The 20,902-nt window shown below is 40.6% G+C and carries 19 protein-coding genes; all 19 read right to left on the reverse strand.

The window, feature by feature from the left end; translation table 11 throughout:
• Positions 1 to 140: 140 nt before the first annotated feature.
• The 19 genes from PaeCFBP13512_RS01935 to PaeCFBP13512_RS02025 all read right to left on the reverse strand — a co-directional run bounded on the left by PaeCFBP13512_RS01935 (position 141) and on the right by PaeCFBP13512_RS02025 (position 20,894).
• Positions 141 to 1,256 carry a Nif3-like dinuclear metal center hexameric protein gene (locus PaeCFBP13512_RS01935; protein WP_137220777.1) on the reverse strand — a complete coding sequence of 372 codons (1,116 nt, stop codon included), beginning with the start codon at positions 1,254 to 1,256 and terminating at the stop codon, positions 141 to 143.
• On the reverse strand, positions 1,232 to 2,014 hold the full coding sequence (locus PaeCFBP13512_RS01940; RefSeq protein ID WP_137220778.1) for a tRNA (adenine(22)-N(1))-methyltransferase: 783 nt from the start codon (positions 2,012 to 2,014) through the stop codon (positions 1,232 to 1,234). Before PaeCFBP13512_RS01940 ends, PaeCFBP13512_RS01935 begins: the two co-directional genes overlap by 25 nt.
• The gene (locus tag PaeCFBP13512_RS01945) at positions 2,011 to 2,835 is read right to left on the reverse strand and encodes a hypothetical protein (protein WP_069329821.1); all 825 of its coding nucleotides are present in this window, start codon (positions 2,833 to 2,835) and stop codon (positions 2,011 to 2,013) included. Before PaeCFBP13512_RS01945 ends, PaeCFBP13512_RS01940 begins: the two co-directional genes overlap by 4 nt.
• A gap of 271 nt (positions 2,836 to 3,106) precedes the next feature.
• A complete protein-coding gene (rpoD, locus tag PaeCFBP13512_RS01950) occupies positions 3,107 to 4,234 on the reverse strand; it encodes an RNA polymerase sigma factor RpoD (protein ID WP_069329822.1) in 1,128 nt (375 codons plus the stop codon).
• Between the two features lie 41 nt (positions 4,235 to 4,275).
• Positions 4,276 to 6,096 (reverse strand): DNA primase, encoded by a 1,821-nt coding sequence (gene dnaG, locus PaeCFBP13512_RS01955; RefSeq protein WP_069329823.1) that lies wholly within the window; start codon positions 6,094 to 6,096, stop codon positions 4,276 to 4,278.
• A gap of 46 nt (positions 6,097 to 6,142) precedes the next feature.
• On the reverse strand, positions 6,143 to 6,622 hold the full coding sequence (locus PaeCFBP13512_RS01960) for a YaiI/YqxD family protein (RefSeq protein WP_069329824.1): 480 nt from the start codon (positions 6,620 to 6,622) through the stop codon (positions 6,143 to 6,145).
• Between the two features lie 153 nt (positions 6,623 to 6,775).
• A complete protein-coding gene (gene glyS / locus PaeCFBP13512_RS01965) occupies positions 6,776 to 8,851 on the reverse strand; it encodes a glycine--tRNA ligase subunit beta (protein ID WP_069329825.1) in 2,076 nt (691 codons plus the stop codon).
• Between the two features lie 2 nt (positions 8,852 to 8,853).
• Complete coding sequence (glyQ, locus tag PaeCFBP13512_RS01970; protein WP_069329826.1) at positions 8,854 to 9,732, reverse strand: glycine--tRNA ligase subunit alpha; 879 nt, start codon at positions 9,730 to 9,732, stop codon at positions 8,854 to 8,856.
• Positions 9,733 to 10,072: 340 nt separating this feature from the next.
• Positions 10,073 to 10,846, reverse strand: a complete 774-nt coding sequence (gene recO / locus PaeCFBP13512_RS01975; RefSeq protein WP_069329827.1) for a DNA repair protein RecO — start codon at positions 10,844 to 10,846, stop codon at positions 10,073 to 10,075.
• Positions 10,847 to 10,984: 138 nt separating this feature from the next.
• Complete coding sequence (gene era / locus PaeCFBP13512_RS01980; protein ID WP_069329828.1) at positions 10,985 to 11,887, reverse strand: GTPase Era; 903 nt, start codon at positions 11,885 to 11,887, stop codon at positions 10,985 to 10,987.
• Between the two features lie 103 nt (positions 11,888 to 11,990).
• Positions 11,991 to 12,395 (reverse strand): cytidine deaminase, encoded by a 405-nt coding sequence (cdd, locus tag PaeCFBP13512_RS01985; RefSeq protein WP_069329829.1) that lies wholly within the window; start codon positions 12,393 to 12,395, stop codon positions 11,991 to 11,993.
• A 199-nt stretch (positions 12,396 to 12,594) separates the two neighbouring features.
• Positions 12,595 to 12,963 carry a diacylglycerol kinase family protein gene (locus tag PaeCFBP13512_RS01990; RefSeq protein ID WP_069329830.1) on the reverse strand — a complete coding sequence of 123 codons (369 nt, stop codon included), beginning with the start codon at positions 12,961 to 12,963 and terminating at the stop codon, positions 12,595 to 12,597.
• Entirely contained in the window at positions 12,963 to 13,463 is a 501-nt protein-coding gene (gene ybeY, locus PaeCFBP13512_RS01995; RefSeq protein WP_069329831.1) for an rRNA maturation RNase YbeY, read from the reverse strand. The genes PaeCFBP13512_RS01990 and ybeY overlap by 1 nt, the downstream gene beginning before the upstream one ends.
• Positions 13,460 to 15,706 (reverse strand): HD family phosphohydrolase, encoded by a 2,247-nt coding sequence (locus tag PaeCFBP13512_RS02000; RefSeq protein WP_069329832.1) that lies wholly within the window; start codon positions 15,704 to 15,706, stop codon positions 13,460 to 13,462. The genes ybeY and PaeCFBP13512_RS02000 overlap by 4 nt, the downstream gene beginning before the upstream one ends.
• 66 nt (positions 15,707 to 15,772) lie before the next feature.
• Positions 15,773 to 16,744, reverse strand: a complete 972-nt coding sequence (locus PaeCFBP13512_RS02005) for a PhoH family protein (protein WP_069329833.1) — start codon at positions 16,742 to 16,744, stop codon at positions 15,773 to 15,775.
• 225 nt (positions 16,745 to 16,969) lie between these two features.
• Entirely contained in the window at positions 16,970 to 17,533 is a 564-nt protein-coding gene (locus tag PaeCFBP13512_RS02010; RefSeq protein ID WP_137220779.1) for a hypothetical protein, read from the reverse strand.
• Positions 17,534 to 17,564: 31 nt separating this feature from the next.
• Positions 17,565 to 18,566 carry a flotillin-like protein FloA gene (gene floA, locus PaeCFBP13512_RS02015; protein ID WP_069329835.1) on the reverse strand — a complete coding sequence of 334 codons (1,002 nt, stop codon included), beginning with the start codon at positions 18,564 to 18,566 and terminating at the stop codon, positions 17,565 to 17,567.
• A 250-nt stretch (positions 18,567 to 18,816) separates the two neighbouring features.
• Positions 18,817 to 20,241, reverse strand: a complete 1,425-nt coding sequence (locus PaeCFBP13512_RS02020) for an NfeD family protein (RefSeq protein WP_069329836.1) — start codon at positions 20,239 to 20,241, stop codon at positions 18,817 to 18,819.
• Positions 20,242 to 20,450: 209 nt separating this feature from the next.
• Positions 20,451 to 20,894, reverse strand: a complete 444-nt coding sequence (locus tag PaeCFBP13512_RS02025; protein WP_069329837.1) for a GatB/YqeY domain-containing protein — start codon at positions 20,892 to 20,894, stop codon at positions 20,451 to 20,453.
• Positions 20,895 to 20,902: the final 8 nt, after the last annotated feature.

Consider the following 20,902-nt stretch of genomic DNA (forward strand, 5'->3'; position numbering starts at 1 on the left):
CAGATTTGATTGTATTCTCTAGCTATTTCGATACATTTCGCACAGTACATTTTGTAAAGCACACGATAATTAACACAAAGATATATGGCTTCAAATCTTTAAATACAAAGATTAACATAACTTTTGTACCCGATTAACTTTTATACAAATTGAAAAGGTTCCGTATTGATTGTAGAAGCATGCACTTGAGTATCGTACTTATCTGCTTGTAGTCGCTTACGAATAACCTCAGCCAGTCCTGACTTCATAATCTTCTCTGTATTATGCCCGGGATCAATAATCGCTATTCCAGCCATCAGTGCATCCTGAGCAGTATGATAATCAATATCTCCTGTAACAATTACATCTGCACCTTTAAATAAAGCCTGATTCACATAGCGACTACCTGATCCACCAAGCACTGCTGCTTTTTTGATCGTACGCTGAAGATCACCAGTTACTCGTACAATCGATACATCTAATCCTTGTTTAACGGTATCGACAAATTGAGCAAGACTCACCGGAGCATCTAATTTACCTACACGACCTAGACCATATACTTTACCGCTATCTGCTAACGGATACAGATCATAAGCTACTTCTTCATAAGGATGAGACTTGATTAATGCTTGAATCACTTTATTGCGCAGACTGGAAGGAACGACTGTTTCCAGACGAATCTCAGATACCGATTCTAATTTACCTGTAGTCCCTATGTAAGGCTCACTGCCTTCTTCCGGCTGAAATGTACCTGTGCCTTCCAAAGTAAACGTACAATGGCTGTAATCACCGATATGACCGCCACCAGCCGCAGTAATCGCATTACGTACACCTTCTACATGAGTATCAGGTACAAAAGTGACTAATTTGAATAAAGAATCTGTAGATGTCTGTTCGATCGGTACTGTCTGACGAATCCCTAACGCATCCGCCATCCAATCATTGACTCCACCTTCAGCGATATCTAGATTCGTATGACTGATATAGACTGCAATATCATGCTTAATAAGCTTTTCATACAATTTACCCATTGGCGTACTGGTATTGATACTTTTAAGAGCACGGAAAATAATCGCATGATGAGCAATAATCAAATCAACATTAAGAGCGATCGCTTCATCGACCACCTCATCTGTTACATCAAGAGCAACCAGAATGTTACGAATATCCTTTTGTAGTGTTCCTAATTGCAGACCAATTCGATCATCAGGTACAGCGATACTTTTAGGTGCAAATTGCTCCATATATTGAATTACAGTTTGTCCTTTTGCAAGCATACTAGAACCTCCTTCACGGTTTGAAGCTGTTGGCGAAAAGCAGCCGATTTGGCTTGTGCTTCTTCATTTTCAGACTTGCCTGTTGAAGCAGCTACTTTTTCAAGTTTATTGATTTCTTGAGACCATTTGTGTTGAAAAATGGTAGACCCTTCTTGAATTAAATAAGGTCCAAAACGTAGCAAGCTATCTTGATCAACATGATAATCATTCACTTGGTGATCTGTACTGCGAGCAGTTAACGTTATTCCTGCATATAATTGTTGATTTTGCACACTCGCATCAGGCAGACGATCTGCTGTTAAAATTTCATAAATACGTCCGTCTTCTTCTAAAATTTGTTCATGACTTAAAAACCAATCATGTTCTAGTAACCAGCGACGTACGTTTTCTTCGCCGACATTAGGTTGAAGTACAAGACGTTGTACACCTGCTAATTTATCAATGCCTTCCGATAAGATGGAGACGATCAATACGCCGCCCATTCCTGCGATTGTTACCACATCCACCTCGCCAGGCTCGATCACAGCAAGTCCATTACCTAATCTTACATTGATCTTTTCTTTGAGCCCTGCTTCATTCACCTGACGCTGAGCCGCATCACGAGGACCTACATTGACTTCCCCTGCAATTGCTTCTGTAATTATACCTTTACGCATAGCAAAAACCGGCAAAAGGGCATGGTCGGAACCAATATCCGCCAACCGGCTTCCTGTCGGAATTTGCTCTGCAATTTTTGTTAATCGTGTTGATAATTTCATGCAGCCACCCACGCTATCCATTTTTTTCGAAGTACAAATAAAATAATACATATCAATGCCACTTTTACCATACAAAATAGTGCGAATGCTTCTGGCATTTGTCCCCGTAGAAAGACTTCATCAATCTCCGGCATAAACCAGACTCCAAGACTACTTGTAAAATAAACAGCCGCCATTTTTTTGCCACGATGATGTACAAGCCAGCAAAACCACATTAATAACAAACTAATAGGTAACCATAGCCCTTGTAACATCAACCATGAAGCTTTAGGTTGAACCTGAGCAAAGAACCCTGCATATAATAATACAAAAGCACCAAACCCTATATACAATAACACAGGACTCGAAATAATATAACCGAGTATACACCATATTATCGCGCAAACCAAAATTAACAGCGTTGTAAAAACACGTTCATCCATGCCCTGTTCACGAATCAAAAATATACCTAATCCCAACATGAGCAAACTACCTATCGCTAATAAAAATGACGATGCCAGCGCATTACGTGTACGCAGACGAATTCCGCCAGTATAACATAAAGCCGTAAATAACGGTATACATACCAGCTGTACTAAAAATGGGAATGTAGCAAAATACAAAATAGTCAAACAAATAAAACATACCACGATAAAAGTAAACAACCATGTGCGAATATTGCCCTGTTGTAATGAATTCATCGACAGTACTTTTTTGTCACTCCGCTCTTGATCCACATCGTACAAATTCATCAAAAAATCGCAATAATGCCCTGGAAGCAAGCGATTTTCCCGCCAGTATTCAATTTCATCCAAAATAACTTCCCGTTTCCCCCGATCCACGACTTTCCCACTCCCTATTCATCACTAGGCCATTGCTCGATCTATGCGCTGCCAGCCGATTGTAACCGATTATTAGATACTGATAACAGCTATACTTGCATTATAGCCTGTTATGTTCTTCTATAGTTATATATCGCTTAATTGGGAGCAAAAGTAAACCCCTTACATAATGAATCTGTAAAAAACGAATTTTGACTGATATGTAAACCAAAAAACATCGTGATACAAAAAGAGACCTTACCGCTATAAGCAGAAGGTCTCTTTGTATACTCTATTCTAAGAAATCTTTCAGACGTTTGCTACGGCTTGGGTGACGAAGCTTACGAAGTGCTTTTGCTTCAATCTGACGAATCCGTTCACGCGTAACACCAAATACTTTACCAACTTCTTCAAGCGTTCTCGTACGTCCATCATCTAAACCAAAGCGTAGACGAAGTACATTTTCTTCACGCTCTGTCAAAGTATCCAGAACATCTTCCAATTGCTCTTTTAACAATTCATAAGCCGCAGCATCTGCTGGAGCCAAAGCATCTTGATCTTCAATAAAATCGCCCAAGTGAGAATCATCTTCTTCACCGATCGGCGTTTCTAACGAAACAGGTTCTTGAGCAATTTTCATAATCTCACGAACTTTTTCGACACTTAGTTCCATTTCAGCAGCGATTTCTTCTGGTGTAGGTTCGCGTCCTAATTCTTGTAGCAATTGACGGGAAACCCGAATCAATTTATTGATGGTTTCTACCATATGCACAGGAATACGAATCGTTCTTGCCTGATCGGCAATTGCGCGCGTAATCGCCTGGCGAATCCACCAAGTAGCATACGTACTAAATTTGTATCCTTTTGTATGGTCAAACTTCTCAACCGCTTTGATTAGACCCATATTACCTTCTTGGATTAAATCAAGGAACAACATTCCGCGTCCCACATAACGTTTAGCAATACTAACCACGAGACGTAAGTTAGCTTCAGCCAATCTACGTTTTGCTTCTTCATCGCCATTTTCAATCCGTTTAGCCAATTCGACTTCATTATCTGCTGATAATAGAGGAACACGACCGATTTCTTTCAAATACATACGAACCGGGTCATTAATCTTGATACCTGGTGGAAGCGCAAGGTCATCGTCGAAATTAAATTCGCTATCTGAACTCTCACGATCGGTACTAGGGCGCATTGTAATTTCTTCGTCGCCTTCATTGACCACTTCGATACCTATATCACCCAATTGCTCGTAAAACTCATCAATTTGCTCGGAATCCTGGTCAAATGGAGCCAGTCTTTCCATAATATCTTTGTAATTCAGAGAGGATCTTTTTTTGCCGACCTCTATTAATTGTTCTTTCACCTGATCTAATGTTAATTCGGTTTCTAATTCAGTATGCTGATCGTTCGCCATCTTTCGACTCCCTCCTCCCTAGAACTATCCGTACAAGACAATTACTGTCTTTCTAGGGCGATAATCTCACTTGCAATTTGTGCAGCACGTAAAAAATCACCTGACTTTTCAACGCGTAGCATTTCTTCTCTTTTTTGCTCTACTTGTTTCTGTTGTGGAAACTTTTTGATCTGTTGAATACAATCTTGCAAAACTTGCGTACTGTCACCATGAGGGGTATCCATCATAAGGATCGAAGTCGCTGTCTTTTCTAGCCGATCATCCTGAAGCGACGAAATAAATCGGCTTACATCGGGTGGCTTACCTTGCGCATAATAAGCATAAATATAGGAAGCAATCGCAGCATGATCAGCAATATTAAAAGCATCTCCTAGATGTTCTGATACATAAGTTGCCGCTTCAGCATCTTGTAGCATCATTGCAATTAGGCGACGCTCTGCCGCATGATAAGCCGGTAACAGAGTAGGTGTACCCTGAGCTTTTCTAGAATTACCATTTCCAGAACTGCGATTCCCATTCTGTCCTTGCGGACGAGTCCTATTCAAAGTCTGACGCATCAAATTACAATCTTGTTTGAGACTTTCAAGCGATACACCTACCTCGGTTGATAACTCTCTAAGGTATACTTCTCGCTCTGTCGGTGAAGATAGCTGGGCAATCACTTTTAATGCTTCTTGAGCATAAGACGCTTTGCCATCTTCTTCTAACAAGTTGTAATTTCGTTTCACATAAATAAGCCTGAATTTGGTTGTTGACACCGCACCATCAATCACTTGACTTGCAAAACGTTCGGCTCCGTATGTTTTAATATACTCATCCGGATCGAGCCCGTTTTGCAATAAAGCGATCTTAACGCGCATGCCTGCTTCTTCCAAAATCGGAATACTTTTGAGCGCTGCTGCTTGTCCGGCATTATCACCGTCATAACAAATCACAACTTCTTCTGTGAGTGTTCTCATTAAAGAAGCATGATTCTCAGTAAGCGCTGTGCCCATCGTCGCTACACTATGTTGTACCCCCGCATCCCATGATGCAATCACATCACCGAAACCTTCCATCAATACCAGCTGCCCTTGTTTACGAATAGCAGACTTAGCAAGATTCAGATTATAGAGAGTACGACTTTTGTTAAATAAACGACTCTCAGGTGAATTGAGATACTTGGGCTGCCCTTCTCCCAAGATTCTACCTGCAAATGCAATAATCCTGCCGCTTCGGTTCATGATTGGAAACATAACTCGTCCGCGGAATCGATCAACATATCCAGAACCATCTTGTTTGGAAGAAAGTAAGCCGCCTTTTTCCATTTCTTTGAGATCAAAAGAGCGTTTTTCAAAAAATTGAACTAGCGTATCCCAACGATCAGGCGCATAGCCAATTTGAAATTGATCAATCAGCTTATCCCCGAATCCACGGGCACGTAAATATTCCATTGCTGGTTTGCCATGTTCCGTATTTTTCAAAAGGTAATGAAACAACTTGGCTGTCCATTCATGAGCTTGTAATAAACGCTCAAGCTCTTGATCACGAGGAGCCACTCCTCCACCTTTACCATCCTGAAAAGGAATATGTGACTCTTCTGCCATCAACTTTACAGCCTCTGGAAAAGAAAGCCCGTCAATCTCCATTCTAAACTTGATTGCATTGCCACCTGCTCCGCAACCATAACAATAAAAAATTTGACGATCAGGCGTCACTGTAAAAGAAGGCGTCTTCTCCGAATGAAATGGACAGAGGCCTTTCATATATTTCCCCTGTTTGGTCAAATGAACATATTTGCCTACCGTATCAACAATGTCATTGTGCTGAAGTACAGCTTCAATCACTTCGTCAGGAATACCACCATTATGTCCGGTGCTCATTGTTACCACCTTCATCTCTTTTCACACGATACATAATATTCGATAGCTAGGAGTCGATCTCCTGCAAATTTGTTAAAAGTTTTGTTAATTGGGACTGAAAATTTTTCTTATCTTCTGTTGTTAAAGGCTTAGGGCCTTTACCATACTTGCCACTACGACGTGCTTTAGCTTGTGCATGTCGGCGTGCCAACAGGAATTCTATATTCTCACTATCAAATTCCATTCCTCGAAAAGAAAGAATTCGACATTGCTTGGCTAGAGCAATCGTTGCCAAACCATAATCTTGTGTAATCACAATATCTCCTGGACGCACATGATTCACAATATACAGATCAGCACTCTGATCACTGCGATCCACTTGAACCACAGATACACCTTCTTCTGCATAAATCTTGTGATCAAAAGAAGACACCATTAAAACAGGTGTCTGAAATGCTCGTGCCGTCTCTGCAATTTCTGCTTTGACCGGACAAGCATCTCCATCCACCACAATCGTACGCGGGTGGAATGGCTTGTTACTTTCCAATTTCCATCCCCCCTCTCATCGGGACTTCCTATGGAGCATACGTTCGTTTATAAAAGTAGAAAATACGGAACGACAAGACATAAATGCCGTCGTTCCGTATAGCTGTATTTAGTCGTTCATTTAAAGTTATATCTGTAAATCTGTTATTATCTTTTATTTAACCAACTTCGAGAAGTCTGCATAGCTACGAATATCTTGATCGACCGCTGCTAGTAAAGCAAGGCGATTTTCCCGTACAGCTTCATCTTCTGCCATAACCATCACTTGATCAAAAAAGGCAGTGATTGCTGGACGTAAAGAAGACAATAATGCTAAAGCTTCTGCTGTGCGATTAGCTGCAAGCAGTGTGCGATATTCTGTAGTAGCGGCTTGCCATGAAGCGTATAATTCACGCTCTGCTGGTTCGATAAACAATGCTGGTTGTACAGCTACACCAGAAGACTTCGCTGCAAGATTAGATACGCGTCCAAAAGACTCGATCGTCAACTTGAAGTCTGGTGTTTCTTGAACCACTTTCATCAAATCATGACCACGAGCAACCACAGAACCAATATGATTGAATCCTGATGCGATAACTGCATCTACAACATCATAACGAAGATGCTCAGACAACAATTTTTTCACACGAAGTCCAAAGAAGTCATATAGTTCTATACGTATTATATCGTAAGAACGTTTCATATTCCTTAAATTTTGATGAATATTTAGGGCAATATCAAATAATTGTTCTAAAGTCAGTGATAATTGATGCTCAAGCAAGATTTGTACAATCCCTGCTGCTTGACGACGAAGAGCATATGGATCTTGCGAACCTGTAGGAATAATCCCGATTGAGAAACAACCTACAATGGTATCCAGCTTATCGGCAATACTGACAAGTGCTCCTGTTAATGATGCTGGAGAAGCTTCGCCTGCAAAGCGTGGTTGATAATGTTCAAAGATCGCACGCGATACTTCTTCACTTTCGCCTGCTTTGCGTGCATAGTCTTCACCCATAACCCCTTGTAATTCAGGGAATTCGTAGACCATTTGAGTGACCAAATCGAATTTACAAATATCTGCTGCACGACTAACTGCTGTTGCTTGCTCAGGCGTCACATGAAGTTGTACGGCTAATTGATCTGCGATTTGACGAATACGACGTACTTTATCGCCTACTGTTCCAATCTCTTCATGGAACACAATATTTTCTAACTTGGCAAGTGCTGTATCAATCTGTACTTTCTGATCTTCTTCATAAAAGAATTTGGCATCAGACAGACGTGCACGCAACACTTTTTCATTTCCTTTAGCAATAATATCTAAAGAACGATTATCTCCACTACGTACGGTTACAAAGTAAGGCAATAATTGACCCGCTTCATCCAGTACAGGGAAATAACGTTGATGTTCACGCATCGAAGTAATCAATACTTCTTGCGGAATATTCAAAAATGCAGGATCAAATGCTCCGTACAATACAGTCGGCGTTTCGACTAGGAATAATACTTCTTCTAGCAAGTCTTCTTTGACATCAATATGCCAATTCTTTTCACTCGCTAAATGAGCGATCTGTGCACTGATCATCGCTTCACGTTCTTCAATATCAGCAATAACATGTTGATTGCGAAGAGCTTCTAAATACAATGTAGGCTCAGCAATCTCAGTCTCACTACCTAAGAAGCGGTGACCGCGTGTTGTGCGTCCTGTGTGTACGCCTGTAATTTCAAAGTCGATCACATCATGTCCCCATAATGCAACGATCCATTTAATAGGACGTACAAATTTGAAATCATGTGTACCCCAACGCATATTTTTAGGGAATGTCATTGTCGTAATAATGTTACGCAATGCTTCAGCAACAATACTTTCTGTACTGATACCTACACTGCTCTTTTGAGCATAGATATATTCAACTCCGCTCAGTTCACGGAAAGTGAATGTTTCGGGATCAACACCTTGACTACGTGCAAATCCAAGTGCTGCTTTACTCCAAGCACCTGTCTCATCTTGAGCAATTTTGCGAGAAGGGCCTTTCACTTCTTCATTGATATCTTCTTGCTTTTCAGCGACATCTTTGATCCATACCGCAAGGCGACGTGGGGTTGCAAAAGCTTTTGCTTCTCCATGAGTCAATCTAGAATCGTCTAACCATTTGACTGTTTTATCAAGCAATTGGTTCATCGCTGCACGTAAAAAGCGTGCAGGTACTTCTTCCAGTCCAATTTCAAGTAATATGTCTTTTGCCATGATTAAGCATCTCCTTTCTTCAACATCGGGAAGCCTAACTTCTCACGCTCTTCCAGATACGTAGCTGCCACTTGACGTGCTAAGTTACGAACACGAGTCAGATAGCCTGTACGTTCGGTGACACTGATCGCTCCACGTGCATCCAGTAAGTTAAATGTATGTGAACATTTCAAAACATAATCATAAGCAGGGAATACCAAGTTCTGATCCATAGCACGCTTCGCTTCTTGCTCATACGTGCTAAATAGATTAAGCAACATCGCTACATCGGAGACTTCAAATGTATACGTAGAATGCTCTACTTCAGGTTGATGGAATACATCGCCATACGTAATGCCATTCACCCATTCTAGATCAAACACATTTTCTTTATCTTGAATATAAGAAGCTAGACGCTCCATACCATACGTAATTTCAACAGCTACCGGATTTGTCTCAATACCACCGACTTGTTGGAAATAAGTGAATTGAGTAATTTCCATACCATCTAGCCATACTTCCCAACCTAGACCTGCACAGCCGAGTGATGGATTTTCCCAGTTGTCTTCTACAAAACGAATATCATGATCTAACGGATTAATCCCTAATTCTTTGAGGCTATCCAAGTATAATTCTTGAATATTATCTGGTGAAGGCTTGATGATTACTTGGAATTGATGATGCTGATACAAACGGTTAGGGTTCTCACCATAGCGACCATCTGAAGGACGGCGGGAAGGTTCTACATAAGCCACATTCCACGGTTCAGGTCCAATCGAACGTAGGAACGTCATTGGATTCATTGTTCCTGCACCTTTTTCAGTATCATAAGGCTGTACGATAATACAGTTCTGAGCTGCCCAAAAATTTTGCAGTGTCAAAATCATTTGCTGGAAATTCATTGACATTACTCCTTTATCTTCATAGTTGATAGGTGATTTCGCTGAATATGTATCATCTGCATCGCACGCAAAAAACTCCCGTTCCTACGCCTGATGTACAGACATAGGGACGAGAGTTGTATTCCCGCGGTTCCACCCTATTTGAAGACATTTGCATGTCATCCACTTTTCTATTCAGCTCATATGCTCACGGATGCCATTGGGCACATGGTCGTCATCAGGCTTACACTATCCCTGACTCGCTATCCAAAGACGATGATCATCTGCTTACTAATCCGGTCAACGCATCATGTGTGTATATAATACACAAGTTATAACCTAGATCATATCTGACTTTAGACTATTCGTCAACATGGTTTTGAAGTGAAGTTTCATACTTATCCAATTGATCTAGGAAGCGGCGGGATTTCAATTTAAGCCCTAACTGAACTTCCATAAAAGCATCCATAATTTTTTTTAGCTCTGCTTTGGTTGAATCTTTGACATCAATATTACCAAGGCGACGAATATCCAATCTAGAAAATAATCGTAACAACTTGAGCGTTCCCGGAGAAACTGCAAAAGCTGCTGGATCTTGACGACGTTCACGTTCTGATAAAATACCACCAAGTCCTGGACTGAGGAAAAACTTCCCTTCGGTTTCGCCTGAAAAAATACAAGCATCCACTTGCGGAGAGTATCCAGTCGCTTGCAGAATTTTCATTTCGAACAACGTAGTAAGTACAACAGGATCTCTGCCTTCGCCTAGAAAAGAAAGAAAAGCTTTGAGTTGATCGAACCAGAAGCGTCCTGTTTCATTTTCTTGGAGTGCTTTATCGACCATTTCACAGCCATAAGCCGCATAAGCTGCTAAAAATACATCTTCACGTAACTTATGATTCGATTCGATGATCTCACCTTGATTAAGAGTACCTAGACCTGTTCCATTACGAATAAAGGAATATTCACCATACGTAAACGGCTGTACCATAGCACCGTGGCGGCTTTTGGGCTTTTTGGCTCCGCGTACAAAAATACCTATCTTACCGTGTGTTTCTGTACACAACGTAACAATTTTATTCCCTTCGCCATAATCCATGCTGCGGATGATAATCCCTTCCACCCTGTATAGCATGTCTCATCTCCCTATCTGATTATGAATATAGTCCATTTTGAATTTAAAAGAAGCAGAGCATACAATTCTATGCTCTGCTTTTTGATCCTGAATCTGTATTGAAGTGATATGAAATAATTAACCCGATTTAACTATAGATTAAGCATTACGATGGAAACCAAGATCTTTCAACACACTATCTTGATTACGCCAATCTTTTTTCACTTTTACCCATAGCTCTAAGAAAATCTTAGAACCTAGCAAATTCTGAATATCCATACGTGCTTGTCTACCTACTTCTTTCAATAATGCTCCTTGTTTACCGATAACGATTCCTTTTTGAGAATCACGTTCTACAAAGATCACCGCTGAAATATTAACTACACCGTTAGGCTCTACACTCATTGCTTCGATAGTTACTGCAATGGAGTGAGGAATCTCTTCGCGTGTCTGATTCAAAATTTTCTCACGAATCAACTCAGCACATACAAATTGTTCTGGATGGTCTGTAATTTGATCGTCTGGATAATACTGAGGGCCCTCTGGTAAATACTTACCAATTTGCTCCATCAGTGTATCTACATTGTTACCGAGTTTGGCAGAGATCGGAATAATCTCAGCAAATTCATGCAATTTACGATATTGATCAATAATAGGCAACAACTGCTCAGGTACCACTTGATCAATTTTGTTGATCACTAGAAAAACAGGTGTTTTTACTTTTTTCAGATGTTCAATAATAAAGCGGTCTCCGCCACCTAGTCCTTCAGCTGCATCAACTAAAAATAGAACAGCTTCTACTTCGCTAAGTGTGTTTAGTGCAGTCTGATTCATATAATCGCCCAATTTGGATTGGCGCTTATGCACACCCGGTGTATCCAAGAAAACGATTTGTTTATCATCTCTTGTAAATACGCCATGAATCTTGTTACGTGTAGTCTGTGGTTTGTCAGACATAATCGCAATCTTCTGTCCGATCACCTGATTCATTAGTGTGGATTTCCCTACATTTGGTCTGCCGACAATAGCCACAAACCCTGATTTAAAATGTTTTTTCGACATATCATTCTCCGTTCCAAGAGTTATTCTTTAGAATAGCTCCTGTCATATTAAATTGCTTTTTGGTAGTACAAGTCTGTGTATATAAAGTTCTCAACGATTCCGCTTATTTATTTAAATTCCACGGTCCAAACGCATGTGGCAACAATTCTGAAATTGTCGTCAACCGCGTATCGCCTTTCATATTTCCGAGCAATATAGGCATATCCGGTTGACATAGTTCAACCATCACCTGACGGCATACTCCACAAGGAGCAATCGGTTCATCTGTATCTCCAACAACAGCCATCATTTGAAAAGAGCCGGGTTGTTGCCCTTGCGCAATCGCACTAAACAACGCTGTACGTTCTGCACAATTACAAGGAGTATAGCCTGCATTTTCAATATTACAGCCGTGATGCACTTGTCCATTACGATCAAGCAATGCTGCACCGACAGCAAAGTTGGAATAAGGTACATAGGCTTTGGCACGAGCAAGAATAGCTTCTTGTAATAATTGTGATGATTCCATGGTAATCCTCCTGAACATGTATCGTATTGATCGTTTCCATACACTGCCTATTCTTATATATTACACGATTTAGACGTTTACGCCCACTAATCTATATGATGTTCTAGAACTTTTTGCACAAAAAAAGATAAAATCCCCTCCTGACTCTATACCTCAAGTCATTAGAGGGGAACGTATACGTTATAGTCATACACACTATTTATCGGGTGAACCATGATAAAAAAGGTTCTACAAACACAATAAGACCAATCACAATCGCAACGATAGAAGAAATAAGAACAGCTCCTGCTGCGGCATCTTTTGCTTTTTTGGCAAAGGGATGCCAATCGGGAGAGCATAGGTCTACAGCAGCTTCAACACCGGTATTCATTAATTCCGCTCCGAGCACCATACCTATCGCTAATGTTAGCAGCATCCAATCTACAGCAGATACATGACAAAGGATTCCGGCGATAATGATAATACATGTAATCAATACATGAATACGAAAATTACGTTCTGTCCGAAAAGTGTCTGCAATTCCTTCTGCCGCAGAAAAAAATACGGCTCTCCACGTTCTTTTTTTCATCAGCGTGTCAATCCTGCTTGTTGTAATACCGCTTCTTGCTTGCCCATCATTTCGGCTTCGGTCTCATCATCTTGATGATCATACCCTAACAAATGCAGAAAACCATGAACAAACAAAAAACCAAGTTCCCGTTCTACCGAATGCCCATAATCTTCGCTCTGAGCAATAGCACGTGGCACCGAAATAATAATATCGCCTAACATATCGCCTGGAAGTGGTGTATCCTGTCCAGTTAATGCAGGATCATAGATAATATCTAATTCATCATCAAGCGATTCATGCATGGCAAAAGACAACACATCTGTTGGACGATCAATCCCACGATACTCTTTATTTAGCTCATGAATTGCTTCATCGTCAACAAAAGTAAGAGCAACTTCACCATCATTCACTTTTTCTTGTTCTCCTGCTTTTTGCAGAATCAGTTCAAGTGTAGTGATCAGCTCATCTGTAATCTCATATTTATTTTGTTCATTTTCCCATGCAAGCTGTAAACTCATGCTTTATTCTCCTTCTGATCCGGTTTCTTGATGTCTTCCGGATATTCAATACGAGAGTGGAATATCCCCATTACGGCTTCTTTGAGCGTTCTGGCGACCACATCTAGTTCTTTCATCGTTAGATCACATTCATTAAATTGATTATCATCGACGCGACCTTTAATAATTTTCTCGATCATCGTCTCTACTTGTTCTACAGTAGGTTTGCTAAGTGAACGTACTGCCGCTTCTACACTATCTGCAATTCCTACGACAGCCGCTTCTTTGGTCTGGGCTTTGGGCCCCGGATAACGGAAATCATTTTCAGTGAAATCCGGTTCGATCTCTTGTTCTTCTGCTAGCTTCAATGCTTTGTGATAAAAGTAATGCAAAAAGGTTGTTCCATGATGCTGTTCAGCAATATCACGGATCGGTTTTGGTAATTTGTACTCTTTCTGCATTTCTACGCCATCACGAGCATGAGCAATAATAATTGATTTGCTGAGCTTAGGATCAATACTATCGTGTGGATTACCAATATTGTTCTGATTTTCGATAAAATAACCTGGACGTTTGGTTTTGCCAATATCATGATAATATGAACCGACCCGACATAACAATCCATCGGCACCAATCGCTTCTGCGGCGGCTTCGGACAGATTCCCTACCATCACGCTATGATGATAAGTACCCGGTGTCTCAATTAACAATTTACGCAATAATGGATGATTTGGGTTCGACAATTCTACTAATTTAAGCGCAGATAAAATACCAAAAGTCGTCTCAAAAAACGGCATTAATCCAAGCACCAATACAGTAGTGATCAGCCCTCCAATACAAGCAAATCCAACAGCATACATCATCGATATACGTGTCCATTCTCCATCATTCAGTAATACTAATGTCAGAACAGCTATCGCTCCAAAGAAGCAACTCATAATACCTGCTTTGAGAATAGTGGAACGTTGACTAGCACGATGAATACATTGAATCGCTGTAAATGAAACCACTAATGTGAAAAATCCAAATTGATAATCGAATAATTCATGCTGACTCATATTCAAAATAATACTTGCTAAAATACTCATAATAATCGACGAAATATACGCCAATTGAATATCAAGCAACAATGTAATTAACATCACCACGATAGCCGCTGGTACAAGGAATCCAAAGTAAGGTGAATTACCCATTTGCAAAATACGTACCAGATGCAAGCAAATCACACCAATCGCAAAAATAACGATCAACATGAACAACTGCGCATTATTGTAAGTTCGACCTTGATGAATAGACTGACGTAGATACATATACAGCCCTAAAGTAATCAAAAAGGCAAACAGTACTAGACCCAGTTGAGGCCAATAATTCACATCGTTTTTGAGCAGATCATTTTCATCCAGCAATGTATACATTTCCTGTGTGATCTTCTCGCCTTTAGGAACAAGTACTTCTCCTTGCTGAATATAGACGGTTGGTGTATTCTCACGAGCTTCTACTTTCGCCGCTCGGGTCGCTTCTTCATCATAGAACTTGTTAGCTGTGAGTGTGGCACGGACAAGCTCTTGCACCACTTCACGAGCTGTACGGCTACTTAGAGAACTGGTACTGACCAATTCAGCGACTTTAGCACGTGCAGATTGTGCATCTGTTATCTGATCGCTCATTAAACGAGACATAATCGATGTAGCGACCTGACGCATATCTTGTATTTCAGATGTGGATAGACGTGGAATTTTGAGAAACGTTTCTTCAGGAATACTGTACGTTTGCTCGCCTATCGTTTTTTGCATTTCATCTAACATCTTATCTGAATATTTACCTGCTTCACGGTTATTCCGAATAAAGTTAGCGATAGAATTTTGGGCACGTTGTGGAATCTCTTCGCTATAAATCTGTGCTTTATCCGCATTGGTAATCTGATCATCTTGATTCAGAGATTCAATTCGATCTAACATTTGTGAAATAACCGTTTCTCTACGCATCGATACAATCGCGTATACAGATTCTACTTGTTCAGCAGCAGCCTCCTGCGCTTGAAGCGTAGTTTTGTTATTCGGAATCTGCATCGGAGCAATAATATCGCTATCACTCACGGTACCGACTTGAATATCAAAGCGCTGTGGAAGCAGATTGGGTGCCAGACTGACATAAAGCACTACAAATAGCAGAGCAAACATTCCGTAACGGGTCATTCTGCTATTTTTCCAACCTGCGATCATAGAATCAAGTAAATTGCGTGTGGACGGTTCTTTGGAAGTCATACATACAGCCCTCTCACTTCTGAATATTCAAAATGTGCGGTTTCTGTTTTCTCCGCTGACCGCCGACTACTCCAGATTTTCCGAAGCTTTATCATAAGCGACAATAATTTTTTGTACCAAGGAATGACGAACCACATCTTGCTCGCCGAAAATAACAAATCCGATTTCTTTGATACCATCCAGAATCATTCGAGCTTCCACCAGACCGGACTTTTTACCACGAGGTAAATCAATCTGTGTGACATCACCTGTAATGACCATTTTGGAACCAAATCCTAAACGGGTTAAAAACATTTTCATCTGTTCGGCTGTACTATTCTGTGCTTCATCCAAAATAATAAAAGCATCATCTAATGTACGTCCACGCATATAAGCAAGCGGAGCAATCTCGATCAGACCACGCTCTAGCGCTTTGGCTGTCTGCTCAGGTCCCATAACATCATATAGGGCATCATATAACGGACGCAGATAAGGATCTACCTTTTCCTGTAGATCGCCGGGTAGAAACCCTAGGCTTTCCCCTGCTTCAACCGCAGGACGAGTCAGAATGATTCGTTTGGCTTTGCCTTCTTTAAGCGCTGCAACTGCTAAGACTACAGCTAGATATGTTTTACCTGTACCTGCTGGTCCAATGCCGAATACAATATCTAGCTTTTTAATTGTCGATACATAGTGTTTCTGACCAATCGTTTTGACACGAATTGGTTTCCCACGATACGTCTGTGTAATTTCACCTTTATATAAGTCAAGCAGTTGGTCTGCTCGAAGCTCTTTGGCAAGTTCTATTGCATATAAAATATCACGTTCTGTAAGTACATAGCCATTGCGAACTAATTGTAATAATACTTCGAAAAGCTGAGTCATCTGTTCTACTGCTTGTGCAGGACCATGAATCGAAATCTCTGCTTCACGACTACCAATTTTGGCTTCCGTTTCGCGTTCAATTAATTTTAGAAAACTGTCCTGTGGTCCAAACAGTGACAATCCTTCTTCTGCATTAAGCAGTGGAATTCTGGTGCTTTGCGTTTGCTCTAACAAATAGCCTCAATCTCCTCATTAATAAAATAATATAAAACTGCTGTGTGCATTTATACTATAAAACTTGAGTGCAATATCTTTACCCTAAACTTTACCATTGTATGGTTTGTCATGCAAAATTTTTTGCACATTATTTATCATTACCATACATCGGTCAAGATAGAAACAAAACGAAGATAGATTAGAAAGAAACCGATCTCCATATAGAGATCGGCTGATACCTTCCTATTTCTTGTCTACTGCATATTTATGATGGTTATAAGGACGTTTAGCACGTGGTTCACCTAAGATTTCTGCCCAAATCACGCCTTTACGAAGTTCATCCGACCCGATTGCATTTTTAGAAGTCGATGCGGAATCTAATTCTTCGATAACTACTCGACTTCCTGCGTTCAAATGCATTGAGCGTGCTTGAATATCTTTATGCATAGCATCTAAACGTTTCTCCACTTCACTACGATTAGAAGTGACCGGCTTCGGTATTTGAGGCTCTTGCATAGATGAAGCTGATCTAGTCGCAGAATCTTCATATCCTGGAGCATTTTCAGACGTATCTGACTCATCGTAACGTTGCTGAGCCTCATGATACCGTCGCTGTGCATCATCTAATGGACCGGGTTCAGCAGATGTGCGTTCAGGTTCATTGAACCATCTTTTTTTGTGATCACCATTTCCACCAAACGTCGGCATCCCAGAAGGTTGCCCGCCTGATTTCTTTTTTGCTGAACGCGTTTTGACAAAAGAAAAGATAGCAAAAGCAATAATGGCGACAAAATATAAATTACCCATAAGGAAATCAAACATCAATTATCGCACACCTTTATTTATTTGACTTGTTATCTGAACTACCATCGAAATCTTCTGATTTACCAAGTGAGCCTCTCATTTGAGTATCTGCTTCGATATTTTTGAGGTTCATGTAATCCATTACACCCATTTGTCCTTTACGAAGAGCTTCTGCCATCGCAAGCGGTACATCGGACTCGGATTGAACAACACGCGCTCTCATCTCAACAACACGTGCTTTCATTTCTTGTTCTTGAGCTACAGCCATTGCACGTCTTTCTTCTGCTTTAGCTTGAGCAATACGTTTGTCTGCTTCTGCTTGTTCTGTCTGTAGCATTGCACCAATATTTTTACCAACATCTACATCCGCAATATCGATCGATAGAATTTCAAAAGCAGTTCCTGCATCTAGCCCTTTTTGCAATACTGTACGAGAAATCATATCTGGATTTTCTAAGACTTGTTTGTGAGAATCACTAGAACCTACAGTTGTAACGATACCTTCACCAACACGAGCAATAATCGTTTCTTCCCCTGCACCACCGACCAAGCGTTCGATATTCGCACGTACGGTTACACGAGCTTTAACTTTTACTTCGATACCGTTACGAGCCATAGCAGCGACAACAGGCGTCTCGATTACTTTAGGGTTAACACTCATCTGTACAGCTTGTAGTACATCACGACCTGCAAGGTCAATGGCTGCTGCACGTTCAAATTCCAACGGAATCTCTGCACGTTGTGCTGCAATTAGTGCATTCACGACACGGTCTACATTACCACCTGCTAGATAATGACTTTCCAATTGGTTCATATCAAGTCCCAGACCTGCTTTGTGCGCTTTGATCTGTGGATTCACAATACGTGAAGGTGTTACACGACGAAGACGCATCGCTACAAGTGTAATAATACTTACACGTACGCCAGAAGCAACAGCCGAGATCCAAAGCATAACCGGGAAGAAACTGAAAAATACACTTAAAATAATAATAGCGACAACAACGATAAAGAGAATACTCAATACACTTGTACTCATTATTCACATCACACTCCAATTTTTATAGTTCAATCTGTGTTACCTGACTTGCCCATTGCCTGTATTCTTGGATTCAATGAATCGGTTATACGGCTAAATATGTAAACGTACATGACCCCTTTTGTCTACATATGTGTATATGAATCCATAATGAAGACGAAGCAATATCATTTTAAAATGATCAAGGTATGAATAGAAAATGAAACGGTTTATCCATACCTTACCTATGGAATAACTTCTATATTTGAAATTATTCTTTCAATAATTGTGCGTGCAGAGCAGATTCTTCTGTTATTTCTTCGACAATAATACGACTGCCATCCACTTGCTTGACTCGAATCGGACGATCACTCGCAATAAAGTTACCCTGTGTAACGACATCGATTCGTTCATCGCCGATCAGTACTGTACCTGACGGACGAAGAGGCGTTACACTTATTCCTTCTTTGCCCAAAAATTGTTCTCTCGTTAAACGAGACATAAAGCTTTGCTCTGAAGAAAGTTGTTCTTTGAGAATAAATCGATTCCAGACGCCACGTTCTTTGAGCAAAATAGCAATCAGTGTGACGACTACAGCAGCGGCAGCAAATGCGATACCTAAAGATAACAAAGCATCGCTTGTATCATATGCGGCTTTCACTACCCCTGTAATCAGACTGGCTGATCCTAAAATACCCAATATACCAAAGCTTGGAATAAACAACTCCAGCACCAGTAAAATAAGTCCTCCTAAAAACAGTAACCATGTAGTAGATCCTGAGAAACCAGCTGCATAACTACCGAAGAAGTACAATGCAAAAGCAACAATACCTACGATACCTGGTATACCAAATCCCGGTATAATAATCTCCATAGCTATTCCGACCATTCCAATAAATAGGAGCAATGTGGTTACAATCGGATTAGTTAGCACCCGCGCGATATTTTCGCCAGCACTTGGTTGTACTTTCACTATATCTTCAGGTGAATGCCCTAATTCAGTTACAACCGCATTGGTAGAAGAAAGAATCTGGTCTGCAAATCCTACTTTCAATGCTTCATTACTAGAAAGAGAAATAATCTGTCCTTTTGTTTTGGTCTGATTAATCTCTGGCATAGATACTACCATGTTCACATCTGTCATACCGTCAGCGATATCTGCGTTACGATTATGAAGCTGTGCGGCAGCTCTCATTTCACTTTTCCAATAAGCGACCTGTTTGGGATTATCAATCGGATTGCCTTTACCATCTACAATAGCAGCAGCACCAATTGTACTTCCAGGTTGCATAAAAATCTTATCTGCATTCAAAGCAATGTAACTTCCTGCTGATGCAGCTTTGTCTTGTACAAAAACAGCTACAGGTACACTGCTATTACGTACCATCGCTCCAATATCACCAGCCGCTTGAAGTTCTCCGCCCGGCGTATTCATTTCCAGTACAATCCACGATGCTTTCGCTTGCTTCGCTTCTTCAAATCCTCTTACCAAAAACTTTTGTAATCCGCTTTCAATTTGACGGTCAATAGGAATCACGTAGACGGCACCATCATTATTGCTAGTAGCGGGTGCAGATGCAGCACTAGCAGATTGTGGATAAATCCCTGCCACGATAAGCATCGCCATCAGTGAACCTAACAATAATAAACTTAGCTGACGCTTGATACGGCCAATCTGGTCAAGCGATGAGTTCATTCGATCTTAGCCCCTTTCAGTTCAGATGTGTTTTGTTTAATACAGCAATAATACTGATATTAAACAATATACATATAAGCATGGTAAAAGGTAGTCTATATATAATACGTAAACATCATGGTTACGTTTCAATTATATTCCTTTTTAATAAAATAAACATAGAAAAAAGCACCCCACTTTATAAAAAAATGAGGTGCTTTCACATATGTTTATTGCAGAAATTGTTGAACCGTTTGATTCACAACTTTTCCGTCTGCGCGACCTTTTACTTTAGGCATCAGGGCGCTCATCAGTTTTCCCATATCGGCTTTTGAAGAAGCACCGGTTTCCTGGATGGTCTGCTTTACAAGAACTTTAATTTCTTCTTCAGACAGCTGTGTGGGAAGATACTCGGAAATAATCTCAATCTCCGCTTTAAGGTTGCTTGTCAGGTCATCACGACCTGCTTTTTCAAATTCTTGGAGGGCATCTTTGCGCTGTTTGATCTCACGACTAAGAATATCAAGCACTTCAGTGTCGTCCAAGTCTCTTTTCAAATCTATTTCGAGATTTTTAATCGTTGAACGAACCATGCGAATAGTCGACAATTTGAATTTCGCCTTGTCTCTCATTGCTTGCTTCATATCTTCGTTTAATCGTTCGCTAAGATTCATAACGGGTA

Source organism: Paenibacillus sp. CFBP13512 (genome assembly GCF_005233705.1).
Classification (GTDB): domain Bacteria; phylum Bacillota; class Bacilli; order Paenibacillales; family Paenibacillaceae; genus Saccharibacillus; species Saccharibacillus nuruki.

What these genes read in the sequence shown, in the direction of transcription:
- rpoD (WP_069329822.1), bottom strand. Translation starts at nt 4,234, where the DNA reads ATGGCGAACGATCAGCATACTGAATTAGAAACCGAATTAACATTAGAT.
- era (WP_069329828.1), bottom strand. Translation starts at nt 11,887, where the DNA reads ATGTCGAAAAAACATTTTAAATCAGGGTTTGTGGCTATTGTCGGCAGA.
- PaeCFBP13512_RS01935 (WP_137220777.1), bottom strand. Translation starts at nt 1,256, where the DNA reads ATGCTTGCAAAAGGACAAACTGTAATTCAATATATGGAGCAATTTGCA.
- PaeCFBP13512_RS02000 (WP_069329832.1), bottom strand. Translation starts at nt 15,706, where the DNA reads ATGACTTCCAAAGAACCGTCCACACGCAATTTACTTGATTCTATGATC.
- PaeCFBP13512_RS01990 (WP_069329830.1), bottom strand. Translation starts at nt 12,963, where the DNA reads ATGAAAAAAAGAACGTGGAGAGCCGTATTTTTTTCTGCGGCAGAAGGA.
- ybeY (WP_069329831.1), bottom strand. Translation starts at nt 13,463, where the DNA reads ATGAGTTTACAGCTTGCATGGGAAAATGAACAAAATAAATATGAGATT.
- PaeCFBP13512_RS02020 (WP_069329836.1), bottom strand. Translation starts at nt 20,241, where the DNA reads ATGAACTCATCGCTTGACCAGATTGGCCGTATCAAGCGTCAGCTAAGT.
- PaeCFBP13512_RS02025 (WP_069329837.1), bottom strand. Translation starts at nt 20,894, where the DNA reads ATGAATCTTAGCGAACGATTAAACGAAGATATGAAGCAAGCAATGAGA.
- glyQ (WP_069329826.1), bottom strand. Translation starts at nt 9,732, where the DNA reads ATGAATTTCCAGCAAATGATTTTGACACTGCAAAATTTTTGGGCAGCT.
- dnaG (WP_069329823.1), bottom strand. Translation starts at nt 6,096, where the DNA reads ATGAGCACCGGACATAATGGTGGTATTCCTGACGAAGTGATTGAAGCT.
- recO (WP_069329827.1), bottom strand. Translation starts at nt 10,846, where the DNA reads ATGCTATACAGGGTGGAAGGGATTATCATCCGCAGCATGGATTATGGC.
- PaeCFBP13512_RS01940 (WP_137220778.1), bottom strand. Translation starts at nt 2,014, where the DNA reads ATGAAATTATCAACACGATTAACAAAAATTGCAGAGCAAATTCCGACA.
- glyS (WP_069329825.1), bottom strand. Translation starts at nt 8,851, where the DNA reads ATGGCAAAAGACATATTACTTGAAATTGGACTGGAAGAAGTACCTGCA.
- PaeCFBP13512_RS02010 (WP_137220779.1), bottom strand. Translation starts at nt 17,533, where the DNA reads ATGGGTAATTTATATTTTGTCGCCATTATTGCTTTTGCTATCTTTTCT.
- cdd (WP_069329829.1), bottom strand. Translation starts at nt 12,395, where the DNA reads ATGGAATCATCACAATTATTACAAGAAGCTATTCTTGCTCGTGCCAAA.
- floA (WP_069329835.1), bottom strand. Translation starts at nt 18,566, where the DNA reads ATGAGTACAAGTGTATTGAGTATTCTCTTTATCGTTGTTGTCGCTATT.